This window comes from Pseudomonas sp. KK4 (assembly GCF_001984065.1).
Taxonomy (GTDB): Bacteria; Pseudomonadota; Gammaproteobacteria; order Pseudomonadales; family Pseudomonadaceae; genus Aquipseudomonas.
Map to the genome: position 1 here is coordinate 26,622 of NZ_LYVP01000002.1, position 20,298 is coordinate 46,919.

Sequence of the window (20,298 nt, forward strand, 5' to 3'; positions counted from 1 at the left end):
GATATCCCTAAGCGGCCCCATCGCGAGGCATGTCCGGGCAGTACAGCGTCTGACTCAGTCTAGTGTCCAGACACCCGGCATCCAGTGTGAAAGCAGAATGTACCTGCTTCCCAAAATCCAATGTGGGAGCGGGCTTGCTCGCGAAGAGGGCTTGGCAATCAACATCGATGTTGAATGACAGTCCGCTTTCGCGAGCAAGCCCGCTCCCACAAGGATCGAGTTGATGCCCAGTATATCGATCAGGCCCCGCTGACGTTACTCCAACGCCTTCCAGATATCGGTGGCGTATTCACGAATCGTCCGGTCCGAGGAGAACCAGCCCATCCGCGCCGTGTTCAACACCGCCGAGCGCCACCATTCGTTCGAATCGTGCCAGTGGGCTTCGACGCGCATTTGTGCGTTCCAGTAGGAGTCGAAATCGGCGCAGACCAGGAAGCGGTCATAGTCCACCAGCGAGTCGATCAGCCCGGTGTAGCGCGACGGATCATCCGGCGAGAACACCCCGCCGCGAATGGCCTGCAACACATCATTGAGACGATGGGACGCGGCGATGTCCGGCACCGCGCTGAACTCATGGTTCTGTTTGCGCGCTTCCACCTGCTGGGCGCTCAGGCCGAAGATGAACATGTGCTCGGCACCGATGCGCTCGCACATTTCCACGTTGGCACCGTCCAGGGTGCCGATGGTCAGTGCGCCGTTGAGGCCGAACTTCATGTTGCTGGTGCCCGATGCCTCGAACCCGGCGGTGGAAATCTGCTCGGACAAGTCCGCTGCCGGAATGATGCTCTCGGCCAGGCTGACGTTGTAGTTGGGCAGGAACACCACTTTGAGCAAGCCGCGCACGGTCGGGTCGTTGTTCACCACCCGGGCGATGTCGTTGGTCAGTTTGATGATCAGCTTGGCCTGGTGATAACTGGCCGCGGCTTTACCGGCGAAGATTTTCACCCGCGGCACCCAGTCGATTTCCGGCTCGGCACGAATCGCCTGATACAACGCCACGGTGTGCATCAGGTTCAGCAACTGGCGCTTGTACTCGTGGATCCGCTTGACCTGCACGTCGAACATCGCCGCCGGGTTGACCGCCACACCCAGACGCTCATGAATGATGTACGCCAGGGCTTTTTTGCTGTGCAACCGCTGCTCGGCGAAGGCCTTGCGGAACGCGGCTTTCTCGGCGAACGGCTCCAGGTCGAGCAGGCGCTCTTCAGGGTTGTCGAGCAAGTCCGCGCCGAGGGCATCGACCAGCATCGAGGTCAGTTCCTGGTTGGACTGGAACAGCCAGCGGCGGAAGGTGATGCCGTTGGTCTTGTTGTTGATCCGCTCCGGGTAAAGCTTGTGCAGTTCCGAGAACACCGTTTTGCGCATCAACTGCGTATGCAGGCCGGACACGCCGTTGACACTGTGGGAGCCGAGGAACGCCAGGTTGCCCATGCGCACGCGGCGGCCGTTGTCTTCCTCGATCAGCGACACCGCGCGCAATACGTCGAAGTCGTGAATGCCTTTGGCCCGCAGCGAGTCGATGTGCTGGGCGTTGATCAAATAGATGATCTGCATGTGCCGCGGCAGCATGCGTTCCATCAGGCCCACCGGCCAGGTTTCCAGCGCTTCGGGCAGCAGCGTGTGGTTGGTGTAGGACAGCGTATCGACAGTGACCTGCCAGGCGGCGTCCCAGGCCACGTCGTAGACGTCGACCAACTGACGCATCAACTCGGCGACGGCAATCGAGGGGTGGGTGTCGTTGAGCTGGATGGCGGCGTGGTCGCCCAGGGTCAGCACCGAGGTGTGCATGTTGCGATGGCGGCGCAGCAAATCCTGCAGCGACGCGGCGACGAAGAAGTACTCCTGGCGCAGGCGCAGTTCCTGGCCGGCTTCGGTGCTGTCCGCCGGGTAGAGCACGCGGGAAATACTTTCGGCCCGTGCTACTTCGGCGACTGCGCCCAGGTGGTCGCCGGCGTTGAAACGCTCAAGGTGCAGGTCTTCCATGGCCCGTGCGCGCCACAGCCGCAGGGTGTTGACGCTCGCCCCGCGCCAGCCGACCACCGGCGTGTCGTAGGCAATGGCCCGCACGGTTTCGGCCGGGTGCCAGACTTGTTTGGATTTACCGGTTTCGTCGGTCACCGTCTCGACGCTGCCGCCGAAGCCGATCGGGTAAACGACTTCCGGCCGCTCGAATTCCCAGGGGTTACCGAAGTCCAGCCAGTGCTCGGTCTGCTCCTGCTGCCAGCCGTCCACAATCGCCTGACGGAACAAGCCGTGTTCGTAGCGAATGCCGTAACCGTGCCCGGCGATGCCCAGGGTCGACATGCTCTCCATGAAGCACGCCGCCAGACGACCGAGGCCGCCGTTGCCCAGCGCGGCGTCCGGCTCCAGCAGACGGATGCGTTCCAGGTCGACGCCGAGTTCGGTCAGCGCCTCGCGCGCCACGTCGAGCAGGCCCAGGTTGCTCAGGCTGTCGTAGAGCAACCGGCCGATGAGGAATTCCAGGGAGAGGTAATAAACCCGTTTCTGACCTTTGCGGTAGATCTGCCGCGTGTGGTCCATCCAGTGCTCGACCATGTGATCACGCGCGGCCAGGGCGATGGCTTCGAACCAGTCATGGTCGAAGGCGTGATCGGGGTCTTTGCCCACCGCGTAGGTGAGCTTGGTCAAGACGGCGTCGCGAAATGCGGCCACCTCTGCTTCGCGAACAAGTGGTTCTTGAGTCATCGATAGGACCTCGAGCGAGCATGGAGTTGTTGAGCCTAGACGGTCTGACAGACGGTGAGGGCTCTGGTTCGGCAGTTTTTCCTACTAGTGCGAGACAGTCTGGCAATACATTGTCGTGTCGCCGAATCAATGCAGGTGTTGTGCCGGATCAAGGGTGTTTCCAGGGCCCTCTTTAAAAAAACTGGCGAAAGGTTGTTCAAAAATCCACCAGTCCCGGTATGATCGCGCGCCCTGATGCATACGCCTGGTAACAACCGATGATGAAGCCCAACCTGATCGCCGCCGCGGAGATCGACCGACTCGATACCTGGGCCAAATACAGCGCCCCGATGTGCGGCTCGTGCATGTCCAGTTGCTGCACCCTGCCGGTGGAAGTGAAGATCAAGGACCTGATCCGTATCGGCATCGTCGACGAGTTCGAGCGCGGTGAGCCGCCAAAGAACATCGCCAAGCGCCTGCAGAAGGAAGGGATCGTCGAGCGTTACAACCAGAAGTCCGAGATCTTCACCCTCCAGCGCATGAGCAACAACGATTGCCTGTACCTGGATCGTAAGAGTCGTCTGTGCACTATTTATGAAAAGCGCCCCGACACCTGCCGCAACCACCCGAAAATCGGCCCGCGGCCTGGGTATTGCGCGTACAAGCCCAAAGAAGTGGAGCGCGAGCGCAATTCGCGGGGTATTGAGCGCTTCTGACCTCCCCTGGTTGATGCGGCGACGGACCGGCCGCCTTCGCGAGCAAGCCCGCTCCCACAGTTGATCGCATTCTTGCTGAAAGAACTCGGTCACTGTGGGAGCGGGCTTGCTCGCGAAGAGGCCGGGACAAACACCACACAACCCCCCAGACAAACAAAAACGCCCCCGGCCTTTCGACCGGGGGCGTTTTCGTTCAGCCGGGGCTAAATCTTATGCCTTGGCTTTCTTCGCAGCGCGGGTACGCTCGCTTTCGTCCAGGATCTTCTTGCGAAGACGGATGGACTTAGGCGTCACTTCGCACAGTTCATCGTCCTGGATGAATTCCAGAGCCTGTTCCAGGGTGAAGCGAACAGGTGGAACCAGGGCGATGGTTTCGTCTTTACCCGAAGCACGCATGTTGTCGAGCTTCTTGCCCTTGGTAGGGTTGACGCCCAGGTCGTTGTCACGGCTGTTCAGACCAACGATCTGACCGTTGTAGATTTCCTGACCGTGTTCAACGAACAGCTTGCCACGCGCCTGCAGGGTTTCCAGGGAGTAGGTCAGTGCCTTGCCGGTTTCAACCGAAACCAGAACGCCGTTCTGACGGCCGGACATGTCGCCGGACTTCATCACGTCGTAACGGTCGAAGATCGAGGTCAGGATGCCAGCACCGTTGGTCAGGGTCAGGAACTGGTTACGGAAACCGATCAGACCACGAGCAGGGATGTTGTATTCCAGACGTACACGGCCCTTGCCATCCGGCACCATGTTGGTCAGGTCGCCCTTACGCAGGCCCATCTCTTCCATCACCTTGCCCTGGGATTCTTCCGGCAGGTCGATGGTGACGTTTTCGTACGGTTCGTGCTTCACGCCGTCAACCAGACGGATGATCACTTCCGGACGGCCTACAGCCATTTCGAAGCCTTCGCGACGCATGGTTTCGATCAGTACCGAGAGGTGCAGTTCGCCACGGCCGGAGACCTTGAACTTGTCAGCCGAGTCGCCTTCTTCAACGCGCAGTGCAACGTTGTACAGCAGCTCTTTGTCCAGACGCTCCTTGATGTTACGGGAGGTCACGAACTTGCCTTCTTTACCGCAGAACGGCGAGTCGTTCACCTGGAAGGTCATGGAAACGGTTGGCTCGTCGACGGTCAACGGCTTCATCGCTTCCGGGGTGTCCAGCTGGCACAGGGTGTCGGAGATGAACAGCTCGTCCATACCGCTGATGCACACGATGTCGCCAGCAGCTGCTTCTTCTACGTCTACACGGTGCAGACCGTGGTGACCCATCAGCTTCAGGATACGACCGTTACGCTTCTTGCCGTCGGCGCTGATAGCCACAACCGGAGTGTTCGGCTTGACGCGACCACGAGCGATACGGCCAACGCCGATAACACCCAGGAAGCTGTTGTAGTCCAGTGCGGAGATCTGCATCTGGAACGGACCGTCACGGTCAACAGCCGGCGCCGGAACGTTGTCGACGATCGACTGGTACAGCGGGGTCATGTCGTCAGCCATTTCGTTGTGGTCCAGACCGGCAATACCGTTCAGGGCCGAGGCGTAGACGACTTTGAAGTCCAGCTGTTCTTCGGTGGCACCCAGGTTGTCGAACAGGTCGAAGATCTGGTCCAGAACCCAGTCCGGACGCGCGCCTGGACGGTCAACCTTGTTGATGCACACGATTGGACGCAGGCCGGCTTCGAACGCCTTCTTGGTCACGAAACGGGTTTGCGGCATAGGGCCGTCTTGAGCGTCAACCAGCAGCAGAACGGAGTCGACCATCGACATGACGCGTTCAACTTCGCCGCCGAAGTCGGCGTGGCCCGGGGTGTCCACGATGTTGATGTGGTAGCCGTTCCAGTTGATGGCGGTGTTTTTCGCCAGAATGGTAATACCGCGCTCTTTTTCCTGGTCGTTGGAGTCCATCACGCGCTCGTCGTTGAGCTCGTTGCGCTCCAGGGTGCCGGACTGACGCAGGAGTTTGTCTACCAAGGTGGTCTTACCATGGTCAACGTGGGCAATGATGGCGATGTTGCGTAGATTTTCGATCACTTGTGTATCTCGATCAGAGGATTCGGTGTGCTGACAAGTCTTGGCAGCGATTAACAGTAGCGTCCGTGAAAGCCGTTACAGCTTGACGGTGGCATCGGGGGGCCGGTGACGCAGGCCACAGGCAAACAGCCCCGGGCACTTAGCTCGGTCGATAAACGCGCACATTGGCATGCCCCTCACTGAGCAAATGGTGGGCATGCAGGCGACTCATCACGCCTTTGTCGCAATACAGCAGGTACTGGCGAGTAGGGTCCAGTTCCTTGAAACGAGCGTTCAGTGCATAAAACGGCATCGTCTGTACCTCGATACCAGCGAGTTCCAGCGGGTCATCCTCGGCGGCATCCGGGTGGCGGATGTCGATCACGATCTGACCGGCCAGCGCATCGCTGACTTCTTCAATCTGTATGTCCTGGCCCAGTTCATCGATCACCCGATCGATCGGCACCAGCTTGGCATTCTCGAGCGCGCGCTCAAGGACGGCCATGTCGAATTCTTTCTCTTCGTGCTCCACGCGGTAGCGCTTGGCGGCGGTCTTCGGATTGACCGAAATGACCCCGCAGTACTCCGGCATGTGCCGGGCGAAATCGGCGGTGCCGATTTCGTTGGCCGTATCGATGATGTCCTGCTTGTGGCTGGCGATCAGCGGGCGCAATACCAGCTTGTCGGTCACGCAGTCGATCACGGACAGGTTCGGCAACGTCTGGCTCGATACCTGGGAGATCGCCTCACCGGTGACCAGCGCCTCAATGTGCAGTCGATCGGCGATTTGGGAAGAAGCGCGCAACATCATACGCTTCAATACGACGCCCATATGACTGTTATCGACTTTGCCGAGAATTTCGCCCAAAACTTCTTCGAACGGCACACTGACAAATAACACGCGCTGGGAGCTGCCGTACTTCTTCCAGATGAAATGCGCGACCTCCATGACGCCCAGTTCATGGGCCCTTCCGCCCAGATTGAAGAAGCAGAAGTGGGCCATCAGGCCGCGACGCATGATCTGGTAGGCCGCAACGGTGGAGTCGAAGCCACCGGACATCAGCACCAGCGTCTGTTCCAGGGCACCCAGCGGATAACCGCCGATGCCGTTGTGCTGGCTGTGGATCACGAACAACCGTTGGTCGCGAACTTCGATGCGCACTTCGATTTCCGGCTTTTTCAAGTCGATTCCGGCGGCACCGCACTGTCGGCGCAATTGGCTGCCGACATATTTCTCGATATCGATCGAGCTGAAGGGGTGCTTGCCGGCCCGCTTGCAACGCACCGAAAAAATCTTGCCGGCCAATGCATCGCCGTAGTGCTGCTTGCACTTGTCGACGATGTCATCGAAGTCACCCAGCGGGTACTCGTCGATCTGCAAAAAGTGTGCAACGCCTGGCATGCAGCTCAGGCGCTCGCCCATCTCTTTCAGGGCCTTGGGATCCGTGACGCGGGTTTCCAGTTCGAGATTGTCCCACACGCCGTTCACCACCACGGCCGGGTCCAGATCGCGGAGCACGGCACGGATGTTCTTGGCCAATTGGCGGATGAAACGCATCCGTACCGGGCGGCTCTTGATGGTGATCTCGGGAAAGACTTTTACGATTAGTTTCATGAAAACAGCGCGCGCTGGGCCAGCCGAAAAAGGGGGGCGCGGATTATAGCGGAAATTGCTCAAGGTTTAACCAGTTAATGTACAGAAGGTTTTGAGCGCACCAAAACAGGTCATTTTGCATTTTTAGCGCCACATTACGGGGCGATAAATGCTTCCTTTATGCGTCCTGAGCCGCCATAAGCGTGAAATTGGGGCAAAAAACCCATGCTGGGGCACTGGCATGCAATTTGCTCCCTTGTGAGGCAGGTTGCCTTGGCAGAGTATTCGCGCCGGCATCACAAACATTTAAGGGCATCCACTACCAGCCCTAAGCCACCCGGAGGACACTATGTCGAAGTCGGTTCAACTCATCAAAGATCATGACGTCAAGTGGATTGATCTGCGGTTCACGGACACCAAAGGCACTCAGCACCACGTGACCATGCCGGCTCGCGACGCGCTGGACGAAGACTTCTTTGAAGTCGGCAAGATGTTCGACGGTTCTTCCATCTCTGGCTGGAAAGGCATCGAAGCCTCCGACATGATCCTGATGCCGGACGATTCCACCGCGGTTCTGGACCCGTTCACCGAAGAGCCGACCCTGATCCTGGTCTGCGACATCATCGAACCTTCGAGCATGCAAGGCTACGACCGCGACCCACGTGCGATCGCCAAGCGCGCTGAAGAGCACCTCAAAGCCACCGGTATCGGTGACACCGTATTCGCCGGTCCAGAGCCAGAGTTCTTCATCTTTGACTCGGTGAAATTCAAGTCGGACATCTCCGGCTCGATGTTCAAGATCTACTCCGAGCAAGGCTCGTGGATGTCCGACCAGGACATCGAAGGCGGCAACAAGGGTCACCGTCCAGGCGTCAAAGGCGGCTACTTCCCGGTTCCACCGTTCGACCACGACCACGAAATCCGTACCTCCATGTGCAACGCACTGGAAGAAATGGGCCTGACCGTCGAAGTTCACCACCACGAAGTGGCAACTGCCGGCCAGAACGAAATCGGCGTCAAGTTCAACACCCTGGTGAAGAAAGCCGACGAAACCCAAACCCTGAAGTACGTTGTACACAACGTTGCCGACGCCTACGGCCGTACCGCTACCTTCATGCCTAAGCCTCTGTACGGCGACAACGGCTCGGGTATGCACGTACACATGTCCATCTGGAAAGATGGCAAGAACACCTTCGCAGGCGAAGGCTATGCCGGCCTGTCCGATACCGCTCTGTACTTCATCGGCGGCATCATCAAGCACGGTAAGGCCCTGAACGGCTTCACCAACCCGGCGACCAACTCCTACAAGCGTCTGGTGCCAGGCTTCGAGGCCCCGGTCATGCTGGCCTACTCGGCGCGCAACCGTTCCGCTTCGATCCGTATTCCTTACGTGTCGAGCCCTAAAGCCCGCCGTATCGAAGCCCGCTTCCCGGATCCGGCAGCCAACCCGTACCTGGCGTTCGCCGCACTGTTGATGGCTGGCCTGGACGGCATCCAGAACAAGATCCACCCTGGCGATGCCGCTGACAAAAACCTGTACGACCTGCCGCCTGAAGAGGCCAAAGAGATCCCACAAGTTTGCGGCAGCCTGAAAGAAGCCCTGGAAGAGCTGGACAAAGGTCGCGCGTTCCTGACCAAAGGCGGCGTGTTCTCCGACGACTTCATCGACGCTTACATTGCTCTGAAAAGCGAAGAAGAAATCAAGGTACGCACCTTCGTACACCCACTGGAATACGAGCTGTACTACAGCTGCTGATCCGGTAGCGCCTGCGCAAGCGGCGTGACAGAAAGAGGCCTCCTTCGGGAGGCCTTTTTCATTGCCCAAGTTTTAACGATCTCTCCCGCAGAAAAACATGCCCACATGTTGACGGCTTGGGCCAACCGCCATCCGTGACCTATGCTGCAACCCAACGCTTTCTATTTCCGGTCGATTCCATGGGTCGTGGTTTTCTCTTCATCCTGCTGTTGATCGCCCTGCCCGCCGCAGCGCAGATCTACAAGTACACCGACGCCGCCGGCAACACCGCCTACAGCAATCAGCCGCCCGATGGGGTGCAGGCTCAGCCGGTCGATTTGCCGCCCCTCAACAGCGTTGAACCTCAGGCACCGCCCAAGCCCTCTGCCCAGACCCGCACTCGCGAACAGGCTGCGAACCCCTATGAGGTGCTCGAACTCACCAACCTGCCCACCACCGAAGCCTTGCGCGCCAACAACGGCACGTTCACCGTCAACGTACTGATCAAACCGCGTCTGCAAGGTCCGCATCTGTTCAGGCTGCTGCTGGATGAACAACCCTACGGCCAGCCGGGCAACGTGCCGATCCTGCAACTGGTCAACGTCGACCGCGGCACGCACAGCCTCGCCGTGCAGGTCATCGAGGGTCAGACGGTGATACAGCAAAGCCCCACCGTAACCTTCACCGTGCAACGGGTGCACAAGCCTTGAAGGCCTGGCTGCTGATTGCCTGCCTGCTTGCCCTGCCGGCCTCGGCAGAGGTCTTCACCTACGTTGACGCCCAGGGCAATCGGGTGTTCACCGACCAGCCCAAACCCGGCAACGCCAAGCGCGTACCGCTGGCGCCCAGCAATCGCATGTCCGCCCCGGCCACCCCACCCGCTCTGGCGACAACAAACAAGCCTGAGAAAAAACCGCAGTTTCGATACGACATGCTGCGCATCCTGGTGCCGGAACCGGACGCCACCGTGCGCAGCACTGCCGGGGAAATCATCGTCAGCGTCACCAGCGAGCCAGGCCTGCAACGGGGTCACCGCTATCGCTTGCTGCTCGATGGCCAACCCACTGCCGAGCCAGGCCCGAGCCCGGTCTTCCCACTCACCGACATCGACCGCGGCACCCATCAGCTGTCGGTGGAAATCCTCGACGAGCAAGGCCAAATCGTCGAACGCACCGCCAATCAGCCGATGCACATGCTACGAATGTCTCTTGCGCAGAAGCGCAAGGTCAAACCCTGCGCCCTCGATGACTACGGCCAACGGCCGGAATGCCCGTTACGGGATAAACCCGCCGAAGAAAAAAATCTGCTCCAGCGCTTTTTCTAACGCTGTTCAGCTTTGCGCACTATATTGGTGCGATCTGTTGCGCGACGCGCTCATTGCAACCCATTTTGGTTCGAAACGACCCGCCAGAGCGGGCAAAGCGCCACGCAATCGAGCGTTAAACGCCTGTTTCAGGCATCTGGCGCTTCTTTTCGGAGCCTTGGTTTGGTTTTTGCAGTTTCCTCGCATCGGCTTTTTATTCATGCGCCAAAAGAGGTCCTGAATGACCATCAGTGACGCACTACACCGCTTGCTACTGGACAACCTGACCACCGCAACGATTCTGCTCGACGCCGAACTGCGCCTCGAGTACATGAACCCGGCGGCCGAGATGCTGCTGGCCATCAGCGGCCAGCGCAGCCATGGTCAGTTCATCAGCGAGCTGTTCACCGAGTCCACCGAGGCCTTGAACTCGTTGCGACAAGCGGTCCAGCAGGCGCACCCGTTCACCAAGCGCGAAGCCATGCTCACGGCGCTTACGGGGCAGACCCTGACGGTGGATTACGCGGTCACGCCAATCCTCAGCGCCGGCGAAACGATGCTGCTGCTCGAGGTCCATCCCCGCGACCGCCTGCTGCGCATCACCAAGGAAGAGGCGCAGTTGTCGAAGCAGGAAACCAGCAAGATGCTGGTGCGCGGCCTGGCCCATGAAATCAAGAACCCCCTCGGCGGGATTCGCGGCGCAGCCCAGTTGCTGGCCCGCGAGCTGCCGGAAGAAAGCCTGCGCGACTACACCAACGTCATCATTGAAGAGGCCGACCGTCTGCGCAATCTGGTGGATCGCATGCTCGGCTCCAACAAGCTGCCGTCGCTGGCCATGTGCAACGTCCACGAAGTATTGGAGCGGGTCTGCCATCTGGTCGAAGCCGAAAGCCAGGGCTGCATCACTTTGGTGCGCGACTACGACCCGAGCATTCCTGATGTCTTGATCGATCGCGAACAGATGATCCAGGCCGTGCTGAACATCGTGCGCAACGCCATGCAGGCCATCAGCAGCCAGAACGAACTGCGCCTGGGCCGCATCAGCCTGCGCACCCGCGCCATGCGCCAGTTCACCATTGGCCATGTGCGCCATCGCCTGGTGACCAAGATCGAAATCATCGACAACGGCCCGGGCATTCCGGCGGAACTGCAGGAAACCATTTTCTTTCCCATGGTCAGCGGCCGTCCGGACGGTACCGGGCTGGGCCTGGCCATTACCCAGAACATCATCAGCCAGCACCAGGGCCTGATCGAATGTGACAGCCACCCCGGCCACACCACTTTCTCGATCTTTCTGCCACTGGAACAAGGAGCCACATCGACATGAGCCGTAGTGAAACCGTGTGGATCGTCGATGACGACCGTTCTATCCGTTGGGTCCTGGAAAAAGCCTTGCAGCAGGAAGGCATGACCACGCAAAGCTTCGACAGTGCCGATGGCGTGATGAGCCGCCTGGCGCGTCAGCAGCCGGACGTGATCATCTCGGACATCCGCATGCCCGGCGCCAGCGGCCTGGACCTTCTGGCGCGGATTCGCGAGCAACATCCACGGTTGCCGGTGATCATCATGACCGCGCACTCGGATCTGGACAGCGCTGTCGCGTCCTATCAGGGCGGTGCCTTTGAGTACCTGCCCAAGCCGTTCGACGTCGACGAAGCGGTGTCGCTGGTCAAGCGCGCCAACCAGCACGCCCAGGAACAACAAGGCCTGGAAGTCGCCCCGACCCTGACCCGCACCCCGGAAATCATCGGTGAAGCGCCGGCGATGCAGGAAGTGTTTCGCGCCATCGGGCGCTTGAGCCACTCCAACATCACCGTATTGATCAACGGCGAGTCGGGTACCGGTAAAGAACTGGTCGCCCACGCCCTGCACCGCCACAGCCCGCGCGCGGCTTCGCCGTTCATCGCGCTGAACATGGCGGCGATCCCCAAGGACTTGATGGAATCCGAGCTGTTCGGCCACGAAAAAGGCGCCTTCACCGGCGCGGCCAACCTGCGTCGCGGCCGTTTCGAACAGGCTGACGGCGGCACCTTGTTCCTCGACGAAATCGGCGACATGCCGGCCGATACCCAGACCCGCCTGCTGCGAGTGCTGGCCGATGGCGAGTTCTATCGCGTCGGCGGTCATGTGCCGGTAAAGGTGGATGTGCGGATCATCGCCGCGACGCACCAGAACCTGGAAACCCTGGTGCACGCCGGCAAATTCCGTGAGGACTTGTTCCACCGCCTCAACGTGATCCGCATCCACATTCCGCGCCTGTCGGATCGCCGTGAAGACATCCCGACCCTGGCCAAGCACTTCCTCAGCCGTGCTGCGCAAGAGCTGGCGGTCGAGCCGAAGCTGCTCAAAAGCGAGACCGAGGAATACCTGAAAAACCTGCCGTGGCCGGGCAACGTGCGTCAGCTGGAGAACACTTGCCGTTGGATCACGGTGATGGCTTCGGGGCGCGAAGTGCACATCGGCGATCTGCCGCCAGAGCTGCTGAGCCTGCCGCAGGACGCGGCGCCCGTGACCAACTGGGAGCAGGCGCTGCGCCAGTGGGCCGACCAGGCGCTGGCTCGCGGCCAGTCGAGCCTGCTGGACAGCGCGGTGCCGGCCTTCGAGCGGATCATGATCGAAACCGCCCTCAAGCACACCGCTGGCCGCCGTCGCGATGCCGCCGTGCTGCTGGGCTGGGGTCGCAATACCTTGACGCGCAAGATCAAGGAATTGGGGATGAAGGTCGATGGCGGGGACGATGATGAAGGGGATGAAGGCTAAGCAGCCTTTGGGCTTTCGCTGACAGTCATACCGCCTTCGCGAGCAAGCCCGCTCCCACAGTGGATTTCTGGTGCTTTCACTCTCGTGTGAACGCCACTGAACCCTGTGGGAGCGGGCTTGCTCGCGAAGGGGCCATTACCTTCGACATCGATGCTGACGGACCCACCATTTCACGAGCAGGCTCGCGCCCTACTTTCAATCCCTGTGCACCGCCGCAATGCACCGTGAACCGCAATCGCGCACGGCAACGACTCTATCTTCCCTTCTGTTTTCACAAACGAACCCTGTTCGAAAAAACACGAAAGCCCCGAATTACGGGGCTTTCGACCATGGTACGCAACTTTCCATCTCAACTTCTTAACACCTGGCACGCCCCCTGCAATGGTCTCATCAGTGATTCAGATCACGACCCAGTTTCGGGGACCTTGGTACAGGCAGGCCGGGGATTCCCCTCTTTACACCGGGCTCACACCGCACACAGCGACGAGTCCACCGGTTTTGGGGCCCTTGATACAGGCAGGTCAGGGGTTCCTTCTTTACACCGGGCTCGACGCCATGCGCGAGCCCTCCCGTTTTGGGGTCCTTGGTACAGGCAGGCCGGGGATTCCCTCTTTACACCGGGTTCGCGACACCGTGCGCGAATCCTGCCGTTTTGGGGACCTTGGTACAGGCAGGCCGGGGAATCCCCTCTTTTATTGCTCCCGGAGATGGATCTCCAGCCGCCAGCGGTCATCGACCTCGCGACCGGCCCAGTCGCCTTGTAAAGGCCGGGCCGCCACTGCCGTCAGCAACAACCCCCCATCACTCAAACGCACCCGCCAGTTCACGCTTTTGTCGTTGAGCTTGAGCTGACCTTGCTGCGCCTTGCCCTGGGCTTCGAATAACAACGCGACGCTGCCATCGACGATCTCGCCATGGGTCTTGGGTTCGTTGTTGAACCACACCACCAGGCCATCACTGGTCACGTCGACCTGCTGCAGCTCGCTGGGGTCGGGGGTGGTCAGGCGGCCGATCATCATGCCCACCATCACCCCGACAATCGCCAGCGATGCCATCACCCGTGGGAATAGTTTCGAACGAGGGTCGGCTTGCGGCGTAGAATGCCGCTCATCTTTACCTTCGGAGCCGTGCATGTTTCACGTCATCCTTTTCCAACCGGAAATTCCGCCGAATACCGGCAACGTTATCAGGCTGTGCGCCAACAGTGGCTGCCACCTGCATTTGATCGAACCGCTGGGTTTCGAGATGGACGACAAGCGCCTGCGCCGGGCCGGCCTCGATTACCACGAGTATGCCACTCTGCAACGCCATGCGGACCTGGCCAGCTGCCTGGAAAGCCTGGGCCAGCCGCGCGTGTTCGCCTTCACCACCAAGGGCTCGCGGCCTTTCCATGACGCCAGTTTCGTCCCGGGCGATGCGTTCCTGTTCGGTCCGGAAAGCCGTGGCCTGCCCGCCGAGGTGCTCGACGCCCTGCCCGCCGACCAGCGCCTGCGCCTGCCGATGCGTGAAGGTTGTCGCAGCCTGAACCTGTCGAACACCGTCGCCGTGGCCGTCTACGAAGCCTGGCGCCAGAACGACTTCAAATAACACCGCATAGCAAATGTGGGAGCGGGCTTGCTCGCGAAAGCGGTTTGTCAGTCAGCATCAATGCTGAATGATCAAGCGCCTTCGCGAGCAAGCCCGCTCCCACATTGGACGTGCGTGGACGACCGGTTATTGAACGGTCGGCGTCTCGCCAGCCGCCTGCATGCGCTGCAGCTCTTGCGCGTACAGTGCGTCGAAATTCACCGGCGCCAGCATCAGGGCAGGGAACGAGCCACGGGTCACCAGGCTGTCCAGCGCTTCGCGAGCGTACGGGAACAGGATGTTCGGGCAGAACGCGCCCAGGGTGTGGCTCATCGAAGCGTCGTCCAGGTTCTTGATCAGGAAGATACCGGCCTGTTGCACTTCAGCGATGAACGCCACTTCGTCACCGTTTTTAACGGTAACCGACAGGGTCAGCACGACTTCGTGGAAATCGTTTTCCAGCGGCTTCTGGCGGGTGTTCAGATCCAGACCGACGCTCGGCTCCCATTGCTGGCGGAAGATCGCCGGGCTTTTCGGGGCTTCGAAGGACAAGTCACGTACGTAGATGCGCTGCAAGGAGAATTGCGGTGCGGTTTCTTCTTCGCCAGCTGCAGTGTTCTGTTGGTCAGTCATCTCAGATCCTTTCTGATCTTGGGCTTTTTATAGGGTATGGAGTTCAGGCCTTGAGCAGCGCGTCGAGCTTACCCGCGCGCTCCAGGGCAAACAAATCATCACAACCGCCAACGTGGGTGCTGCCGATCCAGATCTGCGGCACGGACGTGCGTCCGGCTTTCTGAGCCATGGCGGCACGCACCTGAGGCTTGCCATCGACCTTGATCTCTTCGAAGGCCACGCCTTTGTTCTCGAGCAGGTACTTGGCCCGCGAGCAATAAGGGCAGTAATCGCTGGAATAGACGACGACGTTGTTCATGTCACTTCACCAGCGGCAGGTTGTCGGCTTTCCAGCTGGAAACGCCACCGGACAGCTTGGCGGCGGTGAAGCCTGCCTTCATCAGCTCGCGAGCGTGGGTACCGGCGGTCTGGCCCAGGGCGTCGACCAGGATGATGGTCTTGGCCTTGTGCTTTTCCAGTTCGCCGATGCGTGCAGCCAGTTTGTCCTGCGGAATGTTCACCGCGCCGACAATGTGACCAGCGGCAAAATCCTTGGTTGGGCGGATGTCCACCACCACGCCGGCGTCCTTGTTGACCAGAGCGGTCAGTTCGCCGGTGCTCAGGCTACGGCCGCCGCCTTGCATCTGATAGGCAATCAGCAGGGCCAGCAGTACGACGAAGATACCGACGAGAATGTAGTGGTTAGTGGCAAATTCAATCAGGTGAGCAACCATCGAAGGAGGTTCCAGGGCGTTAAAATGTCGGCCAGTATACACAGCCCCCATGGTGGGCCAAACCCCGTCCGGCGGTGACGTGGCCGGAACTTCGCTTTAAACTGCCACTCCCTTTTCCATCGCCCCTTTTTAACAGCCACGAGTGGATTCCATGACTACCACGCCTAAACCTTTGGTCCTGATGATTCTCGACGGCTTCGGTCACAGTGACAGCCCTGAATCCAACGCCGTGTTTGCGGCCAACAAGCCCGTACTGGACCGCCTGTGGGCCACGGTGCCGAACGGCCTGATCTCCGGCAGCGGCATGGACGTCGGCCTGCCGGACGGCCAGATGGGCAACTCCGAAGTCGGTCACATGAACCTCGGCGCCGGTCGCGTGGTGTACCAGGACTTCACTCGCGTGACCAAATCGATCCGCGATGGCGATTTTTTCGAGAACCCGACCATTTGCGCTGCGGTGGACAAGGCCGTGGCTGCCGGTAAAGCGGTGCACTTCATGGGCCTGCTGTCCGATGGCGGCGTGCACAGCCACCAGGATCACCTGGTCGCCATGGCCGAACTGGCCGCCAAGCGCGGCGCGCAAAACATCTACCTGCACGCTTTCCTGGACGGCCGCGATACGCCGCCGAAAAGTGCGCAATCGTCGATCGAACTGCTCGACGCCACGTTCCAGGCTCTGGGCAAAGGTCGGATCGCCAGCCTCATTGGTCGCTACTTCGCGATGGACCGTGACAATCGCTGGGACCGCGTCGCCCAGGCTTACAACCTGATCGTCGATGGCCACGGTCAATTCAACGCCGCCACTGCCCAGGACGGCCTGCAAGCCGCCTACGAGCGCGGCGAAAGCGACGAATTCGTCAAAGCCACTTCCATCGGCGAGCCGGTGAAAGTCGAAGACGGCGATGCCGTGGTGTTCATGAACTTCCGCGCCGACCGTGCCCGCGAACTGACCCGCGTGTTCGTCGAAGACGATTTCAAGGAATTCGAACGCAGCCGCCAGCCAAAACTGGCCGGCTTCGTGATGCTCACCCAATACGCCGCCAGCATCCCTGCGCCATCGGCCTTCGCCGCCGGCAGCCTGGAAAACGTGCTGGGCGACTACCTGGCGAAAAACGGCAAGACCCAATTGCGCATCGCTGAAACCGAGAAATACGCCCACGTGACCTTCTTCTTCTCGGGCGGTCGCGAAGAACCGTTCCCGGGCGAAGAGCGCATCCTGATCCCGTCGCCGAAGGTCGCCACCTACGACCTGCAGCCGGAAATGAGTGCGCCTGAAGTCACCGACCGTATCGTCGATGCCATCGAGCACCAGCGCTACGACGTGATCGTGGTCAACTACGCCAACGGCGACATGGTCGGCCACAGCGGCGTGTTCGACGCGGCGGTCAAAGCCGTGGAATGCCTTGACCGGTGCGTTGGCCGCATCGTCGACGCACTGGAAAAAGTCGGCGGCGAAGCGCTGATCACCGCTGACCACGGCAACGTCGAGCAAATGGCCGATGCTTCCACGGGCCAGGCGCACACCGCCCACACCACCGAACCGGTGCCGTTCATCTATGTCGGCAAGCGCGACCTCAAGGTCCGTGAAGGCGGCGTGCTGGCGGACGTGGCGCCGACCATGCTCAAGCTGCTGGGCCTGGAAAAACCGGCGGAAATGACCGGGACATCGATTCTGGTGTAACCCGCCCGTCAAAACACCGCATAAACCCTGTGGGAGCGGGCTTGCTCGCGAAGGCGGTGTGCCAGTCAACGACATTGTCGACTGGCACACCGCCTTCGCGAGCAAGCCCGCTCCCACAGGGGTTTTTGGGGTTTTCAAAATGGAATACGCCCCGTCGCACGGGCCAGTTATCACACAGCCCCAATTGGGCGTTTTTTTTGCAGCGTGGGCCGGGCATACTAAGCTGTCCATTTCCCTGGTGCCGCCCGCCTCTATGCTTCGCGTCCTGATAGCCCTTGCTCTGACCTGCCTGCTCCAACCGGCCTTCGCGGATGAGCGCGCGCAAACCCAACAACAGTTGGACGCCACGCGTCAGGACATTGCCGAGCTGAAAAAACTGCTGGGCAAGCTGCAGGAAGAAAAATCCGGCGTGCAGAAAGACCTCAAGGGCACCGAAACCGAGATGGGCAAGCTCGAGAAGCAGGTCGAAGCCCTGCAAAAAGAGCTGAAGAAAAGCGAATCCGAGCTACAGCGACTCGATGCAGAGAAAAAAAAACTCCAGAGCGCGCGCACTGAACAGCAAAAACTGATCGCCCTGCAGGCCCGGGCCGCCTACCAGAACGGCCGCCAGGAATACCTCAAGCTGCTGCTCAACCAGCAGAACCCGGAAAAATTCGCCCGCACGCTCACCTATTACGATTACCTCAGCCAGGCTCGCATGGAGCAGTTGAAGAATTTCAACGAAACCCTGCGCCAGCTGACCAATGTCGAGAAAGACATCGCCTCGCAACAGGCGCAATTGCTGGTCCAGCAAAGCAGCCTCGACTCCCAGCGCGCCGAACTCGATAAGGTCCGCCAGGAACGCCAGCAGGTCCTGTCCAAGCTCAATGACGACGTGAAGGCCCGCGACCAGAAACTGGCGGCTCGCGAGCAGGATCAGGCAGACCTGTCTAAAGTCCTTAAAACCATTGAAGAAACCCTGGCTCGCCAGGCCCGTGAGGCAGAAGAAGCGCGGCAAAAAGCGCTGATTGCCCAGCAGGAAGCGGAAAAAAAGCGTTTACGTGAGGCCCAGGAGCAGGCAAATGCCAGCGACGACGCCCCACGAAAACCGGTCAGATCGACACCTGGCGCGCTGGTTTCCAGTTCCGGTGAAACTTTTGGCGGCCCGTTCGCGTCTACCCGCGGCAAACTTCCCTGGCCTGTCGATGGTCGACTGCTTGCGCGTTTCGGTGAAAGTCGCGGCGACGATGCGCGGACCAAGTGGGACGGCGTAATGATCGGTGCCTCCGCCGGCAGCACCGTGCATGCCGTACATGGCGGTCGCGTGGTGTTCGCCGACTGGTTGCGTGGCGCGGGGCTGCTGGTGATCCTCGATCACGGCAACGGTTTCTTGAGTCTTTATGGTCACAACCAGACGCTGCTCAAGTCTGCGGGTGACGTGGTAAAAGCCGGTGAGTCCATCTCCACTGTCGGTAACAGTGGCGGGCAGGACACGCCAGCGCTGTATTTCGCGATTCGTCAGCAGGGTCACCCGAGTGACCCGGCGCAATGGTGCCGCGCGCAAGGATAAGCGTGCCGCCTAATTCAGGAGTTCGTTCGACATGCTGCATTTGTCCCGCCTTACCTCGCTGGCCCTGACGATCGCCCTGGTGATCGGCGCGCCTCTGGCGTTTGCCGCTCAACCTGCCCCGGCGGCCGCACCGGCAGGCACTGCCGCGACCACCAAGGCGCCATTGCCGCTGGAAGAGTTGCGCACCTTTGCCGAGGTCATGGACCGGATCAAGGCCGCCTATGTCGAACCGGTGGACGACAAGACCCTGCTGGAAAACGCGATCAAGGGCATGCTCAGCAACCTTGACCCGCACTCCGCCTACCTGGGGCCGGAAGACTTTGCCGAACTGCAGGAAAGCACCAGCGGTGAATTCGGCGGCCTGGGCATCGAAGTCGGCGCCGAGGACGGGTTCATCAAGGTCGTGTCGCCCATCGACGACACCCCTGCCTCCAAGGCTGGCATCCAGGCCGGCGACTTCATCGTCAAGATCAACGGCCAGCCCACCCGCGGCCAGAGCATGACCGAAGCCGTGGACAAGATGCGCGGCAAGATCGGCCAGAAGATCACCCTGACCCTGGTACGTGACGGCGGCACGCCGTTCGACGTGACCCTGGCCCGCGCCATCATTCAGGTGAAGAGCGTGAAGAGCCAGTTGCTGGAGTCCGGCTACGGCTACATCCGCATCACCCAGTTCCAGGTCAAGACCGGCGAAGAGGTCTCCAAGGCGCTGGCCAAGCTGCGCAAGGAAAACGGCAAGAAGCTCAAAGGCATCGTGCTGGACCTGCGCAACAACCCGGGCGGCGTGCTGCAAGCGGCGGTGGAAGTCGTCGATCACTTCGTCACCAAAGGCCTGATCGTCTACACCAAGGGTCGTATCGCCAACTCCGAGCTGCGCTTCTCGGCCACCGGTAAAGACGAAAGCGAAGCGGTGCCAATGGTGGTGCTGATCAACGGCGGCAGCGCCTCGGCATCGGAAATTGTCGCCGGCGCCTTGCAGGATCTGAAACGCGCCGTGGTCATGGGCACCACCAGTTTCGGCAAAGGCTCGGTGCAGACCGTGCTGCCGCTGAACAACGATCGCGCGCTGAAGATCACCACGGCGCTGTACTACACGCCGAACGGCCGCTCGATCCAGGCCCAGGGCATTGTTCCGGACATCGAAGTGCGCAAGGCCAAGATCACCAGCGAGCAGGACGGCGATTACTTCAAGGAAGCCGATCTGCAAGGCCACCTGGGCAATGGCAACGGCGGCGAAGACAAACCGACCGGTTCCGGTGGCAAGGCCAAGGCCATGCCGCAGGATGACGACTACCAATTGGCCCAGGCCCTGAGCCTGCTCAAAGGGCTGAGCATCACCTCCGGCCGCTGAGG

Annotated in this window: 17 protein-coding genes; 10 read left to right on the forward strand and 7 right to left on the reverse strand. The window is 60.4% G+C overall.

Going from position 1 to position 20,298, the window contains the following annotated elements:
* Positions 1-255 precede the first annotated feature (255 nt).
* Positions 256-2,706 (reverse strand): glycogen/starch/alpha-glucan phosphorylase, encoded by a 2,451-nt coding sequence (locus tag B0W55_RS00845; RefSeq protein WP_077044173.1) that lies wholly within the window; start codon positions 2,704-2,706, stop codon positions 256-258.
* Between the two features lie 257 nt (positions 2,707-2,963).
* Between B0W55_RS00845 and B0W55_RS00850 the strand changes: the two genes are divergently transcribed.
* Positions 2,964-3,401 (forward strand): YkgJ family cysteine cluster protein, encoded by a 438-nt coding sequence (locus B0W55_RS00850; RefSeq protein WP_077044174.1) that lies wholly within the window; start codon positions 2,964-2,966, stop codon positions 3,399-3,401.
* Between the two features lie 210 nt (positions 3,402-3,611).
* Here B0W55_RS00850 and typA read toward each other — a convergent pair whose 3' ends face one another.
* Positions 3,612-5,432: a translational GTPase TypA gene (gene typA / locus B0W55_RS00855; RefSeq protein ID WP_040063516.1), complete on the reverse strand. Its 1,821-nt coding sequence runs from the start codon at positions 5,430-5,432 to the stop codon at positions 3,612-3,614.
* Positions 5,433-5,571: 139 nt separating this feature from the next.
* On the reverse strand, positions 5,572-7,026 hold the full coding sequence (thiI, locus tag B0W55_RS00860) for a tRNA uracil 4-sulfurtransferase ThiI (protein WP_077044175.1): 1,455 nt from the start codon (positions 7,024-7,026) through the stop codon (positions 5,572-5,574).
* Between the two features lie 328 nt (positions 7,027-7,354).
* On the opposite strand from thiI, the gene glnA reads away from it, so the two are divergent.
* The 5 genes from glnA (at position 7,355) to ntrC (ending at position 12,803) form a co-directional block, all read left to right on the forward strand.
* On the forward strand, positions 7,355-8,761 hold the full coding sequence (gene glnA / locus B0W55_RS00870) for a type I glutamate--ammonia ligase (protein ID WP_077044176.1): 1,407 nt from the start codon (positions 7,355-7,357) through the stop codon (positions 8,759-8,761).
* 179 nt (positions 8,762-8,940) lie between these two features.
* Positions 8,941-9,450 (forward strand): DUF4124 domain-containing protein, encoded by a 510-nt coding sequence (locus B0W55_RS00875; RefSeq protein WP_077044177.1) that lies wholly within the window; start codon positions 8,941-8,943, stop codon positions 9,448-9,450.
* A complete protein-coding gene (locus tag B0W55_RS00880) occupies positions 9,447-10,064 on the forward strand; it encodes a DUF4124 domain-containing protein (protein WP_077044178.1) in 618 nt (205 codons plus the stop codon). The genes B0W55_RS00875 and B0W55_RS00880 overlap by 4 nt, the downstream gene beginning before the upstream one ends.
* Positions 10,065-10,284: 220 nt before the next feature.
* Positions 10,285-11,370, forward strand: a complete 1,086-nt coding sequence (gene glnL / locus B0W55_RS00885; RefSeq protein ID WP_077044179.1) for a nitrogen regulation protein NR(II) — start codon at positions 10,285-10,287, stop codon at positions 11,368-11,370.
* A complete protein-coding gene (gene ntrC, locus B0W55_RS00890) occupies positions 11,367-12,803 on the forward strand; it encodes a nitrogen regulation protein NR(I) (protein ID WP_077044180.1) in 1,437 nt (478 codons plus the stop codon). The genes glnL and ntrC overlap by 4 nt, the downstream gene beginning before the upstream one ends.
* Before the next feature lie 692 nt (positions 12,804-13,495).
* On the opposite strand, the gene B0W55_RS00895 is transcribed toward ntrC, so the two are convergent.
* Positions 13,496-13,936 carry a hypothetical protein gene (locus tag B0W55_RS00895; protein ID WP_077044181.1) on the reverse strand — a complete coding sequence of 147 codons (441 nt, stop codon included), beginning with the start codon at positions 13,934-13,936 and terminating at the stop codon, positions 13,496-13,498.
* On the opposite strand from B0W55_RS00895, the gene B0W55_RS00900 reads away from it, so the two are divergent.
* On the forward strand, positions 13,935-14,390 hold the full coding sequence (locus tag B0W55_RS00900; RefSeq protein WP_077044182.1) for a tRNA (cytidine(34)-2'-O)-methyltransferase: 456 nt from the start codon (positions 13,935-13,937) through the stop codon (positions 14,388-14,390). The genes B0W55_RS00895 and B0W55_RS00900 overlap by 2 nt on opposite strands.
* 126 nt (positions 14,391-14,516) lie before the next feature.
* Here B0W55_RS00900 and secB read toward each other — a convergent pair whose 3' ends face one another.
* Genes secB through B0W55_RS00915 form a run of 3 tightly spaced genes read right to left on the reverse strand, consistent with a single transcriptional unit; the run spans position 14,517 to position 15,715 of the window.
* Positions 14,517-15,002, reverse strand: a complete 486-nt coding sequence (gene secB / locus B0W55_RS00905; protein ID WP_077044183.1) for a protein-export chaperone SecB — start codon at positions 15,000-15,002, stop codon at positions 14,517-14,519.
* 43 nt (positions 15,003-15,045) lie between these two features.
* On the reverse strand, positions 15,046-15,300 hold the full coding sequence (gene grxC / locus B0W55_RS00910; protein ID WP_053153180.1) for a glutaredoxin 3: 255 nt from the start codon (positions 15,298-15,300) through the stop codon (positions 15,046-15,048).
* Between the two features lies 1 nt (position 15,301).
* The gene (locus B0W55_RS00915; protein WP_077044184.1) at positions 15,302-15,715 is read right to left on the reverse strand and encodes a rhodanese-like domain-containing protein; all 414 of its coding nucleotides are present in this window, start codon (positions 15,713-15,715) and stop codon (positions 15,302-15,304) included.
* Between the two features lie 151 nt (positions 15,716-15,866).
* Here B0W55_RS00915 and gpmI point away from each other — a divergent pair, with 151 nt between their 5' ends.
* The 3 genes from gpmI (at position 15,867) to B0W55_RS00930 (ending at position 20,296) form a co-directional block, all read left to right on the forward strand.
* Positions 15,867-17,396, forward strand: a complete 1,530-nt coding sequence (gene gpmI / locus B0W55_RS00920) for a 2,3-bisphosphoglycerate-independent phosphoglycerate mutase (RefSeq protein WP_077044185.1) — start codon at positions 15,867-15,869, stop codon at positions 17,394-17,396.
* A 253-nt stretch (positions 17,397-17,649) separates the two neighbouring features.
* Positions 17,650-18,945, forward strand: a complete 1,296-nt coding sequence (locus tag B0W55_RS00925; protein WP_077044186.1) for a murein hydrolase activator EnvC — start codon at positions 17,650-17,652, stop codon at positions 18,943-18,945.
* Positions 18,946-18,976: 31 nt separating this feature from the next.
* Positions 18,977-20,296, forward strand: a complete 1,320-nt coding sequence (locus B0W55_RS00930; RefSeq protein ID WP_077044187.1) for a S41 family peptidase — start codon at positions 18,977-18,979, stop codon at positions 20,294-20,296.
* The last annotated feature ends 2 nt before the right edge of the window (positions 20,297-20,298 follow it).